The organism is Clavibacter sp. B3I6 (assembly GCF_030816895.1).
Lineage (GTDB): Bacteria > Actinomycetota > Actinomycetes > Actinomycetales > Microbacteriaceae > Clavibacter.
The window spans coordinates 1,620,868-1,636,699 of the sequence record NZ_JAUSYL010000001.1 but is presented as its reverse complement, the minus strand read 5'-3'; the positions used below and the strand labels follow the sequence as shown (position 1 = coordinate 1,636,699).

At 74.9% G+C, this 15,832-nt stretch carries 17 protein-coding genes; 8 read left to right on the top strand and 9 right to left on the bottom strand.

From position 1 onward, the window contains the following. Nucleotides 1–12: 12 nt before the first annotated feature. From QFZ62_RS07685 to QFZ62_RS07660, 6 genes are all read left to right on the top strand, one after another. Complete coding sequence (locus QFZ62_RS07685) at nt 13–1,149, top strand: M23 family metallopeptidase (protein ID WP_307503815.1); 1,137 nt, start codon at nt 13–15, stop codon at nt 1,147–1,149. Nucleotides 1,150–1,194: 45 nt separating this feature from the next. Then, nucleotides 1,195–1,929 carry an SGNH/GDSL hydrolase family protein gene (locus QFZ62_RS07680; RefSeq protein WP_307503813.1) on the top strand — a complete coding sequence of 245 codons (735 nt, stop codon included), beginning with the start codon at nt 1,195–1,197 and terminating at the stop codon, nt 1,927–1,929. A 165-nt stretch (nt 1,930–2,094) separates the two neighbouring features. Further along, the gene (locus QFZ62_RS07675; protein ID WP_307503811.1) at nt 2,095–2,550 is read left to right on the top strand and encodes an SRPBCC family protein; all 456 of its coding nucleotides are present in this window, start codon (nt 2,095–2,097) and stop codon (nt 2,548–2,550) included. A gap of 2 nt (nt 2,551–2,552) precedes the next feature. Continuing rightward, nucleotides 2,553–2,789: a hypothetical protein gene (locus QFZ62_RS07670; RefSeq protein ID WP_307503808.1), complete on the top strand. Its 237-nt coding sequence runs from the start codon at nt 2,553–2,555 to the stop codon at nt 2,787–2,789. 135 nt (nt 2,790–2,924) lie between these two features. Next, on the top strand, nt 2,925–3,641 hold the full coding sequence (locus QFZ62_RS07665; protein WP_307503806.1) for an RDD family protein: 717 nt from the start codon (nt 2,925–2,927) through the stop codon (nt 3,639–3,641). Nucleotides 3,642–3,845: 204 nt separating this feature from the next. Beyond that, nucleotides 3,846–4,919, top strand: a complete 1,074-nt coding sequence (locus QFZ62_RS07660; protein WP_307503803.1) for an alkene reductase — start codon at nt 3,846–3,848, stop codon at nt 4,917–4,919. Between the two features lie 46 nt (nt 4,920–4,965). Here the strand turns inward: QFZ62_RS07660 and QFZ62_RS07655 are convergent, their stop codons facing one another. The 4 genes from QFZ62_RS07655 to QFZ62_RS07640 form a co-directional block, all read right to left on the bottom strand. Further along, nucleotides 4,966–5,652 (bottom strand): response regulator transcription factor, encoded by a 687-nt coding sequence (locus QFZ62_RS07655; RefSeq protein WP_307503802.1) that lies wholly within the window; start codon nt 5,650–5,652, stop codon nt 4,966–4,968. After that, a complete protein-coding gene (locus QFZ62_RS07650) occupies nt 5,640–6,851 on the bottom strand; it encodes a sensor histidine kinase (protein WP_307503799.1) in 1,212 nt (403 codons plus the stop codon). Before QFZ62_RS07650 ends, QFZ62_RS07655 begins: the two co-directional genes overlap by 13 nt. Nucleotides 6,852–6,937: 86 nt before the next feature. Further along, nucleotides 6,938–7,294 carry a TIGR02611 family protein gene (locus QFZ62_RS07645; protein ID WP_307503796.1) on the bottom strand — a complete coding sequence of 119 codons (357 nt, stop codon included), beginning with the start codon at nt 7,292–7,294 and terminating at the stop codon, nt 6,938–6,940. A gap of 85 nt (nt 7,295–7,379) precedes the next feature. After that, the gene (locus tag QFZ62_RS07640) at nt 7,380–7,979 is read right to left on the bottom strand and encodes a TetR family transcriptional regulator (RefSeq protein WP_307503794.1); all 600 of its coding nucleotides are present in this window, start codon (nt 7,977–7,979) and stop codon (nt 7,380–7,382) included. Nucleotides 7,980–8,039: 60 nt separating this feature from the next. Between QFZ62_RS07640 and QFZ62_RS07635 the strand changes: the two genes are divergently transcribed. Continuing rightward, the gene (locus QFZ62_RS07635) at nt 8,040–9,611 is read left to right on the top strand and encodes an MFS transporter (protein WP_307503792.1); all 1,572 of its coding nucleotides are present in this window, start codon (nt 8,040–8,042) and stop codon (nt 9,609–9,611) included. Between the two features lie 85 nt (nt 9,612–9,696). Here the strand turns inward: QFZ62_RS07635 and QFZ62_RS07630 are convergent, their stop codons facing one another. Then, nucleotides 9,697–10,716, bottom strand: coding sequence for an LLM class flavin-dependent oxidoreductase (locus QFZ62_RS07630; protein ID WP_307503789.1), 1,020 nt, complete (start codon nt 10,714–10,716; stop codon nt 9,697–9,699). A gap of 9 nt (nt 10,717–10,725) precedes the next feature. Further along, nucleotides 10,726–12,996: a helix-turn-helix domain-containing protein gene (locus QFZ62_RS07625; protein WP_307503786.1), complete on the bottom strand. Its 2,271-nt coding sequence runs from the start codon at nt 12,994–12,996 to the stop codon at nt 10,726–10,728. 202 nt (nt 12,997–13,198) lie between these two features. On the opposite strand from QFZ62_RS07625, the gene QFZ62_RS07620 reads away from it, so the two are divergent. Further along, complete coding sequence (locus tag QFZ62_RS07620) at nt 13,199–14,020, top strand: alpha/beta fold hydrolase (protein WP_307503784.1); 822 nt, start codon at nt 13,199–13,201, stop codon at nt 14,018–14,020. Nucleotides 14,021–14,031: 11 nt separating this feature from the next. On the opposite strand, the gene QFZ62_RS07615 is transcribed toward QFZ62_RS07620, so the two are convergent. From QFZ62_RS07615 to QFZ62_RS07605, 3 genes are read right to left on the bottom strand one after another with little or no spacing between them, the layout of a single operon-like run. Next, entirely contained in the window at nt 14,032–14,352 is a 321-nt protein-coding gene (locus QFZ62_RS07615) for a transcriptional regulator (RefSeq protein WP_307503782.1), read from the bottom strand. After that, a complete protein-coding gene (locus QFZ62_RS07610) occupies nt 14,345–14,803 on the bottom strand; it encodes a hypothetical protein (protein WP_307503780.1) in 459 nt (152 codons plus the stop codon). Before QFZ62_RS07610 ends, QFZ62_RS07615 begins: the two co-directional genes overlap by 8 nt. 55 nt (nt 14,804–14,858) lie before the next feature. Beyond that, nucleotides 14,859–15,824 (bottom strand): quinone oxidoreductase, encoded by a 966-nt coding sequence (locus QFZ62_RS07605; RefSeq protein WP_307503777.1) that lies wholly within the window; start codon nt 15,822–15,824, stop codon nt 14,859–14,861. Nucleotides 15,825–15,832: the final 8 nt, after the last annotated feature.

The following is a 15,832-nucleotide window of genomic DNA, read 5'->3' as shown; positions in this document are numbered from 1 at the left end:
ACCGCCGACCAGGTGACGCGCATCACCTCCCTCATCGACGGCCTGTCCGCCGAGGTCGAGGCCGCCACGGCGCTCGCCCTCCAGCGCGCCGACGAGCACGCCGCCGCCGTCGACGCGCTCGACCAGGCCACGGGCGAGCTCGAGGCCCTCCAGTCCAAGGCCGAGAAGGCCCAGGCCGAGGCCGACGCGGCGAAGCGCCAGGTCGGCCAGCTCGTGGCCCAGCTCGCCCGCAGCGGGGGCGGCGGCGACGTCTCCCTCCGCCTCTTCACGAGCGGCGGCGAGGACGCGGACGCGCTCCTCGCCCGCATGGGCACGGCGACCAAGCTCGCCGACCGCCAGGACACCGCCTTCACCAGCGCCGTCACGTCCGCCCGCACGGCCGAGTCGCTCGGCAGGCAGGCGTCCGTCGCCAAGGACGCGCTCGCCGTGCTCGCCGCCGACGCCGAGGCCAAGCTGCAGGAGGCCTCCGCGGCCCAGGCCCGGGCGGATCAGGCGCTCGCCGAGCAGGAGGCCCGCAGCTCCGAGCTCCAGGCGCAGCTCACGACGCTCCGCGACTCGCGCATCTCCGTCGAGGAGGGCTTCGCCATCGGTGAGCGGAAGCGCCAGGAGGAGGCCGCCGCCGAGGCACGACGCCAGGCCGACGCCCGCGCGGCCGCCGCCGCTGCGGCCGCCGCGGCCAACGCCGCCGCCCGCCCCCCGGCCAACGCGCCTCGGCCCCCCGCCTCGGGCGGCCAGCCCTCGTCGTCCGGCTGGACCATGCCGATCCGCAGCTACGGCTCCTATCAGTCCTACGGCATGCGCCTCCACCCCATCGCGAAGGTCTGGCGCCTGCACGCGGGCGACGACTTCGGCGCGGGCTGCGGCACGCCCATCTACGCCACGGCCGCCGGCACGGTGCAGTTCGCGGGCGGATCCAGCGGCTTCGGCAACGCCATCACCCTCAACCACGGGGGCGGCGTGACGAGCGTCTACGGCCACATGTACTCGTACGGCGTCATGGTCCGCACGGGCCAGACCGTGCAGGCGGGCCAGCAGATCGGCGCCGTCGGCAGCGCGGGGTACAGCACCGGCTGCCACCTGCACTTCGAGATCCGGCAGGGCGGCGTCGCCACCTCGCCCATCCCGTTCCTCCGCGCCCGCGGCGTCTGACCGGCCGGGTACGCTGAGCGCGTCCATGACCGGGGGGTGCGGCGCATGACGGGACGACTGAGGCGCGTGGCGCAGGCCATCGCGCGGCCCGCCATCTTCGTGCAGTACGTGGCCCTCCGCGTCGGGCTCGAGAGCACGGTCGTCCCGCGGGACGCCGGATCCGGCACGGTGCCGGGCGAGTCGCCCCAGCGCGTGCTCGTCATCGGCGAGGCCACGGCCGTCGGCTTCGGGGTGCTCTCGCACGAGCTCGGCATGGCCGGGCACTTCTCCCGCCAGCTCGCGCGGCGCACGGGCCGGGGCGTCGAATGGGCGACGCGGCCCTTCGCCGACCTCACGATCCACACGGCCGCGGGCACCGTCCGCGACCGGACGCTCCTCGCGGGCGTCGACGTGGTGCTCCTCATGGTGGGCGTGGGCGACAGCATCCGGCTCACGCCGCAGCGCACCTGGCGGAGGCTCCTGTGCGCCGCCATCGACGACCTCGTCGCGGGTCTGCCCGAGGGCGCGCGGGTGCTCATCCCCGACGTGCCGCCGCTCAAGGAGAGCGTCGGGATCCCCGCGCCCTGGCGTCCCGTCGCCGCCCGGCACGCGCGCCTGCTCAACCGCGTCACCGAGGAGATCGTCGCCTCCCGCGCGGACGCCGACTGCGTCCCGTTCCCGAGCGAGGCCGTCATCGACATCGGCGATCCCGATGCCGCGCAGGCCTCCCGGGTCTACGCCATGTGGGCCCGGGCGTTCGTCCAGCGGCTCCTCGGACCCGCGCGCCTCGCCGAGGGGTGACAGGCGGTTGAACGTTCCCTGTGCATTCCTCGGGTGCGGGAACCGAGGGCGGGCCCGGGCGTAGCGTCGGATGCGTGCCCGCCCCGATGTCCACATCGGAGCCCGGGCTCGCGGGTCGCACGACGACCTGAGACCCCACGCACCGAGTCCGAACGAGGAGAAGCAATGCCCCAGGTAATCGAGACCGTCGACGTCAACGTCCCCGTCAGCACCGCCTACAACCAGTGGACCCAGTTCGAGTCGTTCCCGAACTTCCTCAGCTACGTCGAGTCGATCACGCAGGTCACCGACACGCTCACCGAGTGGAAGGTCAAGATCGGCGGCATCGAGCGCACCTTCGAGGCCAACATCACCGAGCAGCACCCCGACGAGCGCGTCGCCTGGAACTCCACGGGCGGCGACGAGGACCACGCCGGCGTCGTCACGTTCCACAAGCTGAGCGACACCGAGACCCGCGTCACCGTCCAGCTGGACTGGGCCGCGAAGGGCCTCGTCGAGAAGGTCGGCGCCGTGATCGGCGTCGACGACCACGTCATCAAGGGCGACCTCAAGAACTTCAAGGAGTTCATCGAGAAGCGCGGCACCGAAGAGGGCGCCTGGCGCGGCGACGTCCAGGCCTGATCATGCAGACCGACGAGATCCGCTGGAACCAGGAGGCGCGCGACAAGATCCTCACGGACAGCGACCGCGTACTCCAGGAGGCCGTGCACAAGGCGGCCGAGGAGCTGAAGGGCGAGGACTGGGAGACCGTGTACCAGAGCCTCTTCGAGCAGCTCAAGGGCCGGTTCATCGACTTCGAGCCCGGGCCGGACCTCCGCAAGTACGCCGAGGCCGTCTCCCGCGGGGAGATCGAGGGCTGACACCGCGTCACCGCACCACCGGGAGGGCCCGGCATCCGAGAGGGTGCCGGGCCCTCCTCGCGTCCGGCCGCGGGTTCCCCCACCTGCTGGATACCCTGGTCCCGCGCGTGGGGCGCGGGGACCGGGGGAGACGCGATGAGCGGCACGCACGACGACGGACGGCAGGACGCGGGGCAGGCGGACGGCGCACCGCCCGCGTACGCAGGCAGTCCGTACCCCGCCGGCCCGTACCCCGCCGGCCCATACGCCGCCGCCTCGTACCCCGGCGCCGTCCCGCCCGGCTACGGCATGGCGCTCCTGCCGCACGCGCAGCGTCCGCTCCCGCCGCACATCGACCCCGCCTGGCGCCTCGCCGGGGTGGGACGCCGTGCCGCCGGGCGGATCCTCGACCAGGTCGTGTTCGGCCTCGTCGGCGGGCTCTCCGCGTGGGCCGCCATCGTCCCCCTGCAGGGCATGGCGCGGCAGCGGATCGCCGACCTCCAGCTCTTCGGCGAGGCCGCGGAGGACGTGATGGACTCCTACTTCGGCGCCGCGGGCCTGGCCGTGCTGATCAGCCTGGTCTCCTACCTCCTCATCGCCACGTGGTGGCTCGGGTGGAAGGGCTCGACGCCGGGGAAGGCGATGGTCGGGATCCGCGTCCAGCGCTTCTCCGAGCCGGGGATGCTCGGGTTCGGCCGCGCGCTCCTCCGCGGCGTCGTGCAGAACGGGTTCGCCCTCGGCTGGCTGTTCACGGTCTGGCTGCCGTACGCGTCCGTCGGCTGGGACTCCCGGCACCTGCTCCGCGGCTGGCACGACCTGGCCGCCGACGACGTCGTGCTCGCCCGCCGGACCGCGGCGCACGCCTCCTCCTGACCGGCCGCGTGCCGTCGTCGACGGCGCGCCCGGGCTGTCCGCTGCCTGACGAGCGCCTGGGAGAAGCGCGCCCCGCGGAATGGCCCTGTCGGACGGCGGGTTCGGCCCAGGGCGGTCCGCTCGGACCGCTGGTCCCCGCCGCCCCGCCCGACGCGATCCGTCGCGGCACGCGCCGGGCCACCCGCGAGACGAAGGAACTCCCCCGTGAAGCTCTTCTCCCCCGTCACCCTCGGCGCCCTCGAGCTCCCGAACCGCGTCGCCATGGCGCCGCTGACCCGCATGCGCTCCGACGAGCACGGCGTGCCCGGCGACCTCGTCGTCGAGTACTACCGCCAGCGCGCGTCCACCGGCCTCATCGTCTCCGAGGGCGTGTTCACGAGCGAGCGCAGCAAGGCGTACCCGGGCCAGCCCGGCATCGTGACGGACGAGCAGATCGCCGGCTGGCGCCGCGTGACCGACGCGGTGCACGCCGACGGCGGCCGCATCGTGATGCAGCTCATGCACGGAGGCCGCGTCTCGCACGAGGAGATCACGGGCGGACTGCCCCTGCTCGCGCCGAGCGCCATCGCGATCCAGGGCGAGGTGCACGTGCCCAGCGGCAAGGCGCCGTACCCCGTGCCGAGCGAGCCGGAGACCGACGAGGTCCCGCTCATCGTCGACGAGCTCACGGTCGCCGCGCGCAACGCCGTCGACGCCGGGTTCGACGGCGTGGAGATCCACTCCGCCAACGGCTACCTGCTGCACGAGTTCCTCTCGCCCGTCTCCAACGTGCGCACCGACGCGTACGGCGGATCGCCCGCGAACCGCGCGAAGCTCGGCATCGACGTCACCCACGCGATCTCGCGGGAGATCGGCGCGGACCGCGTCGGCATCCGCATCTCGCCGAGCCACAACATCCAGGACGTCCTCGAGGAGGACCCCGAGGAGACCCGCGCGACGTACGAGGCGCTGCTCTCCGGCATCGCGCCGCTCGGCCTCGCCTACGTGAGCATCCTGCACGCGGAGCCCGCGGGCGAGCTCGTGCAGGGCCTCCGCGCGACGTTCGGCGGGCCGCTCATGATCAACAGCGGCTTCGGCGTGCAGACCGAGCGCGACGAGGCGATCCAGCTGGTCGAGGAGGGCACGGCCGACGTCGTGGCCGTCGGCCGCATGATCATCGCGAACCCCGACCTCGTCGAGCGCTGGGAGCAGGGCGCCGAGACGAACGACCCGAACCCCGCCACGTTCTACGGCCCCGGCGCCGAGGGCTACACGGACTACCCGGCGCTCGCGAGCTGATCCGCGACGCCTGACCGGCTCCGGCCGGCACCGCCCGAGGCCGGGCTCACCCCGTCGGGGCGAGCCCGGCCTCGTGCACGAGCACGGCGACCTGCACCCGGCCCTCGACGCCGAGCTTCTCCAGCACGTGGCCCACGTGCGTCTTCACGGTCGCCACGCTCACGTACATGTCGGACGCGATGCGCGCGTTCGACCGGCCGCGCGCGATGGCGAGCGCGACCTCCTGCTCGCGCTCGGTCAGCGTCGCGAAGCGCGCGCGCTCGGCCGTCCGGTCGCCGCGATCCCGCTCGGCCGCGACGCCGATCACGGTGTCGAGCACCGACGGGGAGAGGATCGACCGGCCCGCGGCCGCCAGCCGCACCGCGTCGACGAGCTCGGCCGGCGGCGTGTCCTTGAGGAGGAACCCGCGGGCGCCCGCCCGGAGCGCGCCGAGCACCAGCTCGTCGGCGTCGAACGTCGTGAGCACGATCACCGCGAGGTCGGGCCGGCGGGCGACCTCGCGGGCCGTCGCGGTGATCCCGTCGCAGCGCGGCATCCGGATGTCCATGAGCACGAGGTCGGGATCGGACCGGTCGATCACCGCGGCGGCCTCCAGCCCGTCGGCGGCCTCCCCGACCACCACGAGGCCCGCGTCCCCGCCGAGGAGCATGCGGAGGCCGGCGCGCATGAGCGCGTCGTCGTCGACGATCACGATGCGGACGGGGCCGTCGCCCGAGCGGGTCACGGGATCCACGCCAGCTCGGCCGTGACCACGTGCGCCCCGTCGCGCACCGTGACCTCGAGCGTCCCGCCCGCCGATCGCGCCCTCTCGGCGAGGCCGAGGAGGCCGTGCCCGGGCGACGCGGGCGCAGGCCCGTCCTCCTCCGCGGCGGTCAGGGGGTTCCGCACGACGACCCGGAGCATCCCGCCGGGCCGGCCGTCGATCACGACGTCCACCGGTGCGCCGGGCGCGTGCCGCCGGGCGTTCGTCAGGCACTCCTGGACGATGCGGTACGCGTGGCGGGAGGCCGACGCGCCCAGGAGAGGGAGGGCGTCGCGGCTCCCGGCGTCGAGGTCGAGCCGCACGTCCCCGCCGAGGACCCGGGCGTCGTCGAGCAGCTCGGGGAGGTCGGCGAGCGTCGGCTGCGGGGGAGCGGTCGCCGGGGATCCCGACGGGTCCCGCAGCACCCCCAGCACCTCGCGCAGCTCGTCGAGGGCCGTGCGCGCGTTCTCGCGGACGACCGTGGCCGTCTGCCGCACCTCGGACGCGTCCAGGTCGTCCCGGTACTCGAGGGCGCCCGCGTGCAGGGCCACCAGGGAGAGCCGGTGCGCGAGGACGTCGTGCATCTCCCGGGCGATGCGCGTGCGCTCGTGGTCCGCCGCCTGCTCCAGGCGGAGCGCCTGCTCCTCCTCCGCGAGCCGGGCCCGCTCCCGCAGCGACGCCAGCAGCTCGCGCCGGCCGCCCACGTAGAGGCCGACGACGACGGGCACGCCGACGACGAGCGCGAGCATGATCACGTACAGGGGCCCGTCGCCCTGCTCGAGCGGCGTCTGCGCGAGGCCCGCGAGCTCCCAGGCCACGAGCGCGACGACCCACGCGGACACCACCAGGGCGATCTCGCGCGGGCGACGCCGCGTCGCGACCGAGACGAGGGCGATCACGGAGGCGAGGATCGCGAGGGTCGACATCGCGGCCAGCACCGCGAGCGTGACCCCGATGGCGACCGGTGCGTGGCGGCGGAGGGGCAGGAGCGCGAGGGCGAGGATCCCGCCGGCGACGTCGAGCAGCAGGAGCACCTCGGTGCGCGTGCCGGAGACGCCGGACTCCTCGAGGAAGGTGAGCGAGGCGCCGAAGGCGATGACGCCGACGACGAGGGAGAGGGCGACCAGCGCGCTCTCGCGGCCGAGCGTCCGGGCACGTGACCGCGGCGCCGGTGCGATGGGGGAGGACATGCCCCGACCCTACGGACGGCGGGTCGGCCTCCGTATCGACCGGAGGAGGGAGATGCCGCTGGTCGCGAAGGGGAGGGGGTGCGGGATCAGCGGACGGTGCGCTGGGCCCTGCGCTCGGCACGCGACGCGCGCCAGCGGCGCCACGCCTCCCAGAAGCGGTGCAGCTGGCGCTTGAGGAACACGTTCACGCGGTGCGCGGCGGGGAACTCGGTGCCGAGCACCGCGATCCCGAGGAAGACGACGAGCCAGCCCGGGCCGGGCAGCGGGATGAGCACGACGCCCACGAGGACGATGGCGAGGCCCAGGATGCCGACGAGGATCCGGTAGAGCCAGCGTGCCTTCGGGTGCAGCTCGATCCAGGCCCGGCAGCGGCGCAGGAACCGGCGCAGCGGGTGGGCGTGGCTGGTCCCGGCCTCGATCTCGCGGGTCAGGGTGTCCGACATGCTCCCACGCTACGTGCGGCGACGGGGGTCCGTCCTCCTCACCCGGGGAATCCGCAGGAGGCAGCCATGCGACGGCCAGGCGGGCTCAGCGCGCGGGCGGCGCCGTGATCCGCCGGGCCGCCTCGACCACGGCCGCCCGGTCCGCCGCGCGGCCGGCCGGCCCGTCCTCGTGCATGGCGGGGTACGGCGACTGGACCCACGCCTGCGCGAGCGCGAACAGCATCGTGAGGAGGCGCTGCGGATCCCACGACGGGTCGATGGTGCCCACCTCCTGCCCGCGCCGGATCGCCTCGACCTTGGCCGACGGGGACGTCTCGCTGTGCGGGACGTCGAGCACCACGCCGTCGAGCCGGGCCCAGGCGAGCATGCGCCGGTGCTCCGGGTGGTCGTAGGCGTGGTCGAAGATCTGGCCGACGAAGCCGGGGAGGTCGGCGGGGTCGAGCGTCACGGCGGAGAAGAACTCCACGCCGTTGAGCTTCAGCACCGCGCGGAACAGCGACTCCTTGTCCGTGAAGTGCGCGTACAGCCGCTCCTTGCTCGCGCGGCCGGAGCGGGCGATGCGGTCGACGCGCGCCCCCGCCAGCCCGTGGGCGGCGAACTCCTCGCGCGCCGCGAGGAGGATGCGGTGCCGGACGTCGTCGGGCTTGTCTCGGGTGGATCGGGCGGACCCCGTCGTCTCTGCCATGTGAACAGCGTATGTCAAACGAACCGGTTCGTTTGACTCTCGGGGCGGAGCGGACCTAGATTGGACCGTCCTCGCCCGCCCGGGCGCCGCACGACCCTCCAGGAGCACCAGATCCCGCACGCACGCACCCCCGAAGACGCACCGCCCTCCACGTCCCCGGCCGGCCCCGCCGCTCCCGCCGTCCCGGCCGCTCCCGCCGCCCCCGCCCGCAGCAAGTGGATCCTCCTCGCCGTCGTCGCCCTCGCCCAGCTGATGGTCGTGCTCGACGGCACCATCGTGAACATCGCCCTCCCGGCCGCCCAGCGCGAGCTCGGCATGAGCGACGCCGACCGCACCTGGGTCGTCACCGTCTACGCGCTCGCCTTCGGGTCGCTGCTCCTCCTCGGCGGCCGCATCGCCGACTACTGGGGCCGCAAGCGCTCCTTCATCCTCGGCATGGTCGGCTTCGCCGCGGCCAGCGCGCTGGGCGGCGTCGCCGTCTCGGCCGAGATGCTGCTCATCGCGCGCGGCCTCCAGGGCGTCTTCGCGGCGCTCCTCGCGCCCGCCGCGCTCGCGCTCCTCTCGGTGACGTTCCCGTCCGGGCCCGACCGCGTGAAGGCGTTCGCGGTGTACGGCACCGTGGCCGGATCCGGCGCCGCCGTGGGCCTGCTGCTCGGCGGCGTGCTCACCGAGTACCTCAGCTGGCACTGGTGCCTGCTCGTCAACGTGCCGATCGCGGTCGTCGCGATCATCGCGGCCATCCCGCTGGTGAAGGAGAGCCGCGCGGACGGCGACCGCAGCTACGACATCCCGGGCGCCCTGCTCGTGACCCTCGGCCTCGGCTCGATCGTCTACGGCTTCTCCCGCGCGGAGGACGGCTGGGGCAACGCCGACACCATCGGCTTCCTCGCGCTCGGCGTCGGCCTCATGGTCGCGTTCGTCTGGTGGGAGTCGCGGGCACGCAACCCGCTCCTGCCGCTCCGCGTCGTCGCCGACCGCACCCGCGGCGGCGCGTACCTCACCTCCGTGATGGTGGGCGCGGCGCTCCTCGGCGGCCTGCTGTACCTCACGCTGCACTTCCAGATCGTGCTCGGCATGTCGCCGCTGATCTCGGGTCTCGCGTCGCTGCCCATGGCCGCGTCGATCATGCTCACGGCCCCGCAGGTCGCCCGGCTGCTGCCGCGCGTCGGCCCGCGGATCCTCATGACCGTCGGCCCGCTCGTCGCGGCCGCCGGCCTCCTCTGGTTCAGCCGCGTGACGGTCGACGGCGCGTACGTCGTCCAGGTGCTGCCCGGGCAGATCCTCCTCGGCGTGGGCCTCGCGTTCGTGTTCGTGCCCATGCAGAACGTCGCGCTCTCCGGGATCGAGCCGCGTGACGCCGGCGTCGCGGGCGCGGCGCTCACGGGCACGCAGCAGATCGGCGGATCCATCGGCACCGCGGTCTTCACGGCCCTGTTCGCCTCGGCCGTCACCGCGGCGGCCACCGACGGCGTGGCGAACCCGCTGCAGCAGCAGGTCGACGGCTACCACGTGGTCTTCCTCGCCGCGGCGATCGGCGTGGCCTGCGCCTCGGTCATCTCGTGGTCGATGGTGCGCGTCCCGATCGAGCGCTTCCGCGAGGGCGCCTCGACCGAGGCCGTCAGCATGCACTGATCCCGTCACCGGATCACGACGACGCCCCTCTCCGCTCGTGCGGGAGGGGCGTCGTCGTGCATGCGGCGCGCGGCCGCGCCTGCGGTCAGGCGGCGGGCGACCAGCCGAGCGCCGGGCCCAGGCGCTCCGCGATGTCGGTGAGGATCTGCTCGAGGTCGGCCTCGCCGAAGGTGAACGGCAGGGCGAAGGCGACCTCGTCGACCGCCTGGAACGCGGGATCCGCGTGCAGGCGCTCGGCGATCTGCTCGGACGTGCCCACCAGGTCGGCCGCGAAGAGCATGCTCTTCGGGCCCTGCGGGACGCCGACGCGGGCCGAGCGCTCGGCGGCGTACGCCTCGTAGCGCCGGCGCTGCTCCGGGGTGGCGCGGTCGGTGGGGATCACCACGAGCCCCTGCGAGACGCGCGCCGCGGCACCCGCCGGATGGGCGGCCCGGTACGCGTCGATCTGCGCCCGCTGGTTCGCGGCGAAGTCCGGGCCGAGCTCGCCCTGGATCACGCTCGACGTGAGGAGGTGGAAGCCGTTCTCGGCCGCCCACACCGCGGATCGGGTGCTCCCCGCGCCGTACCAGAGCCGGTCGACGAGCCCCGCGGACTGCGGCTGCACGGTCGACGCGTACTCCTCCTGGCCCTCGCGGCCGGTGACGCCGCTCACCTCGTCGCCGCGCACGAGGTCGCGGAAGCGGAGGAGGCGGTCGTAGCCGAGCTCCTCCTGGTCGGCCGTGGTCGGGTAGATCGCGTGGCGGTAGGTCTCGAAGCGCATCGGCCGGCCCACCGAGAAGCCGGGCTGCAGGCGGCCGCCCGTGAGGAGGTCCACCGTGGCGAGGTCCTCGGCGAGGCGGAACGGGTTCTCGGCGCCGATGGGCGTCACGGCCGTGCCGAGGTCGATGCGGCTCGTGCGCTGGGACGCGGCGGCGAGCACGGCGACGGGGGAGGAGATCCCGTGCTGGAGGTGGCGGTGGCGGAGCCAGGCGCTGTCGAGGCCCAGCTGCTCGCCGCGCTCGATGATGCGGAGGGTCGTCTCGTGGCCCGCCGCGGGATCCGAGGGGTCGAACAGGCCGATGGTGAGGAAGCCGAGGCGCCTCAGCGGGGTACCGGATGCGGGCATGGCACGAGGCTAGGCGGTCGCGGCCGGGAGACCGTCGAGGGCGTCGCGGATCTCCGCCGACCACTCGGCCGGCGGCAGGTCACCCGCGAGGACGAGGGCGCGCTCGAGGTCGGCGCGGCCGGCGTCCACCTCGCCGAGGGCGAGCCGGGCGAGGCCGCGGTTGCGGAGCGCGCGGGCGCGGTCGCGCTCGCCCGCGTGGTCGACGGCGGGACCGTCCGCGGTGGTCAGCATCGTCTCCGCGAGCTCGATCGACTCCGTGTGCCGACCGAGGCGGACGAGTGCCTTGCCGCACTGCGCCAGCGCGTCGAGGTGCGCCGCCCAGCGGTCGTGCTCGGCCATGCCGGGCTGCGGCTCGCGCGTGCGCTCGAGGATCTCCTCGTACGCCGCGAGGCCCGCAGCCGGGTCCGTCGCCAGCAGCGACCTGGCCAGGACGCCGCGGGAGTCGAGGACGGGACCCGGGAGGCCGAGCTGCTCGAACGCGGTGATCGCGAGGCGCGTGGAGGCGACCGCGCCGTCGACGTCGCCGAGCGCCTCGAGGCACGCGCCGATGTCGGAGAGGGCCCTGGCCCGCCCGCGGCCGTCGCCGCTCGCGGTCGCGAGGGCGAGCGCGCGCCGGGCCGTGACGACGGCGGCCGCCGGATCCCATCGCGCGTAGTGCTGGATGAACGCGACGTCCGTGAGGGCCTCCGCCTCGAGGACGGCGTCGCCGGCGCGATGCGCGAGCTCGGCGGTGACGGCGAACAGCTCGTGCCAGCGCCCCCACTCGAACCACCGGTCGCCGAACCACCGGATGTGCGGGGCCGCGGCCAGCGCGAGCGCCTCCCGGCCGTCGGTCGCGGCGGCGGCGTACTCCGGGAACCACGCGTCGACCTCGGTGACGAGCCACGCGCGGGCCGCGGCGCGCGAGCCGAACGCGAGCGCCGGGCCGAGCCGGGGGTGCGGCGCGTCGTCCGGGGCGAACACGCGGCCCGCGGCGGCGGCGGTCGCGAGCGTCCACCGGCCGAGCCGCTCGCTTCGGCGCCGGATCTCGACGGGATCCACGTCGGCGTGCAGGCGCTCGGCGGCGTAGAGGCGCAGCAGGTCGTGGAGGCGGTAGCGGGATCCGCTCATCGTCTCGACCATGCCGAGGTCCGCGAGCTCGTCGAGCAGCCCGAGGGCCGCGTCCTCGCCGAGGCCGAGGACCGCGCCGGCCATGGGCGCCGCGAACGAGGATCCGCGGAGGAGCGCGAGGCTCCGGAACAGGTCGCGTGCGCCGGGGGTGAGGTGGGCGCACGAGGTGGCGAAGGCAGCCTGCACGCCCGTGTCGCCGGCGACCAGGGCGCCGAGCCGACGGCCCTCCGCGCGGAGGCGCCGCACGTGGTCCTCGACGGTGGAGGCGGGCTGCGAGGCGATGCGGTGCCCCGCCACCCGGAGCGCGAGCGGCAGGTCGCCGCACAGGCGCGCCAGCTCGTCGAGGTCGGCGCCGACGCGCTGCGCCTCGGGGACGATCGCCTCCAGCAGCGCGACGCCGTCCCTCCGCGGCAGGACGGGGACGCGGAGGTGGCGCGCGCTGGCGAGCCCGGCGAGCGTCCGCCGCGAGGTGACGAGCACCGTCGCGCCCGGATCCGCCGCCATGACGGGACGCACCTGCGCCTCGGTCGCCGCGTCGTCCAGCACCACCACGACGGGCTGCGCGGCGGTGGCGGCGGCCCAGGCCGCGGTCGCGTCCGCGAGGTCGCCCCGGGCGCCCTCCGCGCCGGTCAGCTGCCGCAGCAGCGACTGGATGACGTGCAGCGGCTCGGCGGGCGCGTCGTCGAGCCCGCCCAGGTCGACGAACAGCGGCGGCCGCGACCCCGCCGTGATCCGGTGGGCCGCCTCGACCGCGATGCTCGACTTGCCGACGCCCGGCGCCCCGCTCAGCACGACGAGCGTCGGGGCGTGGCGCGGGCCGGCGGCGGGACCCGTCGCGGCCGCGACCAGGCGCTCGATCTCCTCGTCGCGGCCGCGGAAGTCGGCCAGCCGGTAGGGCGCGGGGCCGCCGGATCCCGCGGGCCGGGTCGTCGAGCCCGCGGCGGCCTCCGCGGTCGGACGGGCCGCGGCGAGCAGCCGGTCACGCCGGCTCCCCTCGAGGCCGAGCGCGTCCGCGAGCGCGTGCGCGGTCGCCCGGCGCGGTCGCGCGCTGACGCCGCGCTCGATGTCGCTGATGGTGCGCACGCTCACGCCCGAGCGCTCCGCGAGGGCCTCGAGCGTGAGATCCGCCGACATCCGCAGGCCGCGGAGGAGGCCGCCGACCCCCGTCACGCGGGCCGCCCGTGGACGGCCGTGGGAACAGCATGCGAACTGCCTGCTACCTGCATGGTGTCGGACCCCCTGGTGACGGTTCGATGGGCGTGATCACCAGGGAGAGATTCGCAGACCGCGGGTCCTCCCGGCAAACGCGGGACGGGCCGCCGATCGGCCGCGTGACGCGGCGGGCGCCCCCGACCCCAGCAGAGAGGGAACCATGCCGCACTTCACCACCTCCGACGGGACCGAGCTGTACTACACCGACCAGGGCGCCGGGAAGCCCGTGCTGCTCAGCCACGGCTGGCCGCTCAGCTCCGACGCCTGGCAGGTCGAGATCAAGGTCCTCGTCGACGCCGGCTACCGGGCCATCGCGCACGACCGCCGCGGCCACGGCCGCTCGGCCAAGACCTCGACCGGCAACGACATGGACACGTACGCCCGCGACCTCGCGGAGCTCGTGGAGCACCTCGACCTGCAGGACCTCGTCGTCATCGGGCACTCCACGGGCGGCGGCGAGGTCGTCCGCTACGCCGCGCAGCACGGCGTCGGCCGCGTGCGCAAGGTCGTGACCGCGGGTGCCGTCCCGCCCGTGATGGTCGCGTCGGACACCAACCCCGACGGCGTCCCCCTGGAGGTCTTCGACGGGATCCGCGCGGGCGTGCTCGCCGACGCCTCCCAGTTCTACATCGACCTCTCCGACGCGTTCTTCGGCGCGAACCGCGAGGGCAGCGTCGTCTCCGAGGGCGCGAAGCGCGACTTCTGGCGCCAGGGCATGCTCGTCAACCTGATCGCGGCGTACGACTGCGTGGCCGCCTTCTCCGAGACCGACTTCTCGGAGGACCTGAAGGCGCTCGACGTGCCGATCCTCCTGGCGCACGGCGACGACGACCAGATCGTGCCGATCGCCAACGCGTCGCTCAAGTCCGCCGAGCTCGTGAAGCACGGCACCGTGAAGGTCTACGCGGGCGCTCCGCACGGCATCTCCGGCGAGTACCAGGCGCAGCTCGACCAGGACATCCTCGCGTTCATCGCGGACTGACCCGGAGGGTCTCAGGCGCGGGCGCCGTCCTCGACGGCGCCCGCGATCTCCGTCAGCGCGGCGACGTGGCCGTCGAAGGCCCGGCGGCCGGCCGGGGTGAGGGCCAGCCACGTCAGCTGCCGCCGGTCCGCGCGCCCGGCCGAGGACGCCTTCCGCGACGACACGTACCCCGCGTCCGCCAGCGCCTTCAGGTGCTTGCTGAGGCTCGCGTCGGCGATCCCGAGCGCGTCCCGCAGCACGGTGAAGTCGATCTGGTCGACGCGGCGGAGGATCCCGCAGATGCGCAGGCGGACCGGCGCGTGGATGAGCTCGTCGAACGCGGCCTCAGCCACGGCGGCGGATCCCGTCGACGGCGGCCTCGAACGCCCGCGTCGCGAGCCAGGTGACGAGCGCGAAGGCCGCCAGCGCCGTGAGCGCCACGGCCCAGCCGAGCCCCTGCGCGACGAGGCCCAGCGAGATCGAGAAGAGCACGAGGCAGCCGAGGAGCGCGGTCGCGACGAGGAGCACCGCGCGCACGCCGACCCGGCGGAACCGGATGCCCGCATGGCGGCGGATGAGGACCAGGAGGACCACCGCGGCGGCGATCAGGACCCAGGAGGTCCGCGGCGGCTCGTAGTCGGCGCCGGGGGAGAGGGTCGCGGCCTGCGCGACCCAGGCGAGGGCGATGGCCCCGAAGCCCGCGAGGTGCCCGCGCGGCACGGGGATGCGGGCGGCCAGCGCCTCGCGGTCGGAGTGGAGGCCGGCGAGGGCGGCGGCCGCGTCTGCTGCTCGATCGTTTTCCATGAGGGAAACCTACATGTCGTTTTCCGTCGTGGCAAGCGATCCGCGGGTTCCCGCGTCAGGGGATGAGCACGATGGAGCCCGTCGTGCGCCGGGCCTCCAGGTCCTCGTGCGCGCGGGCCGCGTCCGCGAGCGGGTAGGTCGCGCCGACGCGCACGTCGAGGGATCCGTCGAGCACCCCGGCGAACAGCTCGCCCGCGCGCCACCGCCGCTCCTCCGCGTCGAGCAGGAAGTGGGCGAGGGTCGGGCGGGTGACGGACAGGGATCCGCCGGAGTTCAGGCGCTGCAGGTCGAACGGCGGGACCTGCCCGCTCGCGCCGCCGAAGAGCACGAGCGTGCCGCGGATGCGCAGGGAGTCGAGCGAGCCGTCGAACGTGTCGCGCCCGACGCCGTCGTAGACCACGTCGACGCCGCGCCCCTCGGTCAGCTCCCGCACCCGCACGGGGACGTCGCCGTAGCCGAGCACGTGCGTCGCGCCGGCCGTGCGCGAGAGGGCGGCCTTCTCCTCGCTGGAGACGGTGGTGATCACCTCGACGCCGCGGTCGCGCAACAGCTGCGTGAGGAGGAGCCCCACGCCGCCGGCGCCCGCGTGCACGAGCGCGCGATCCCCGGGGCCGGCCGGGTACGAGCTCGTCGCGAGGTAGTGCGCGGTGAGGCCCTGGAGCGGCAGCGCGGCGGCCGTCTCCATGTCGACGCCGTCGGGCACGGGCAGCAGGGTCTCCGCGCGGACGAGCGCGTGCTGCGCGTAGGTGCCGGACGCCTCGGCCGTCGCCACGCGGTCGCCGACGTGGACGCCCGTGACGCCGTCGCCGAGCGCCTCGACGACCCCCGCGGCCTCGGACCCCGGCACATACGGGTGCGCCATCGGGTAGACGCCGCTGCGGCGGTAGGTGTCGATGAAGTTGACGCCCGCGGCGTGCACGCGGATCCGCACCTCGCCCGGCCCGGGATCCGGCACGGGCCCGTCCGTCAGCGTCATGACCTCGGGCCCGCCGGGCCCCTCCACCTCGATGCGCGCGCTCATGGGTCCAG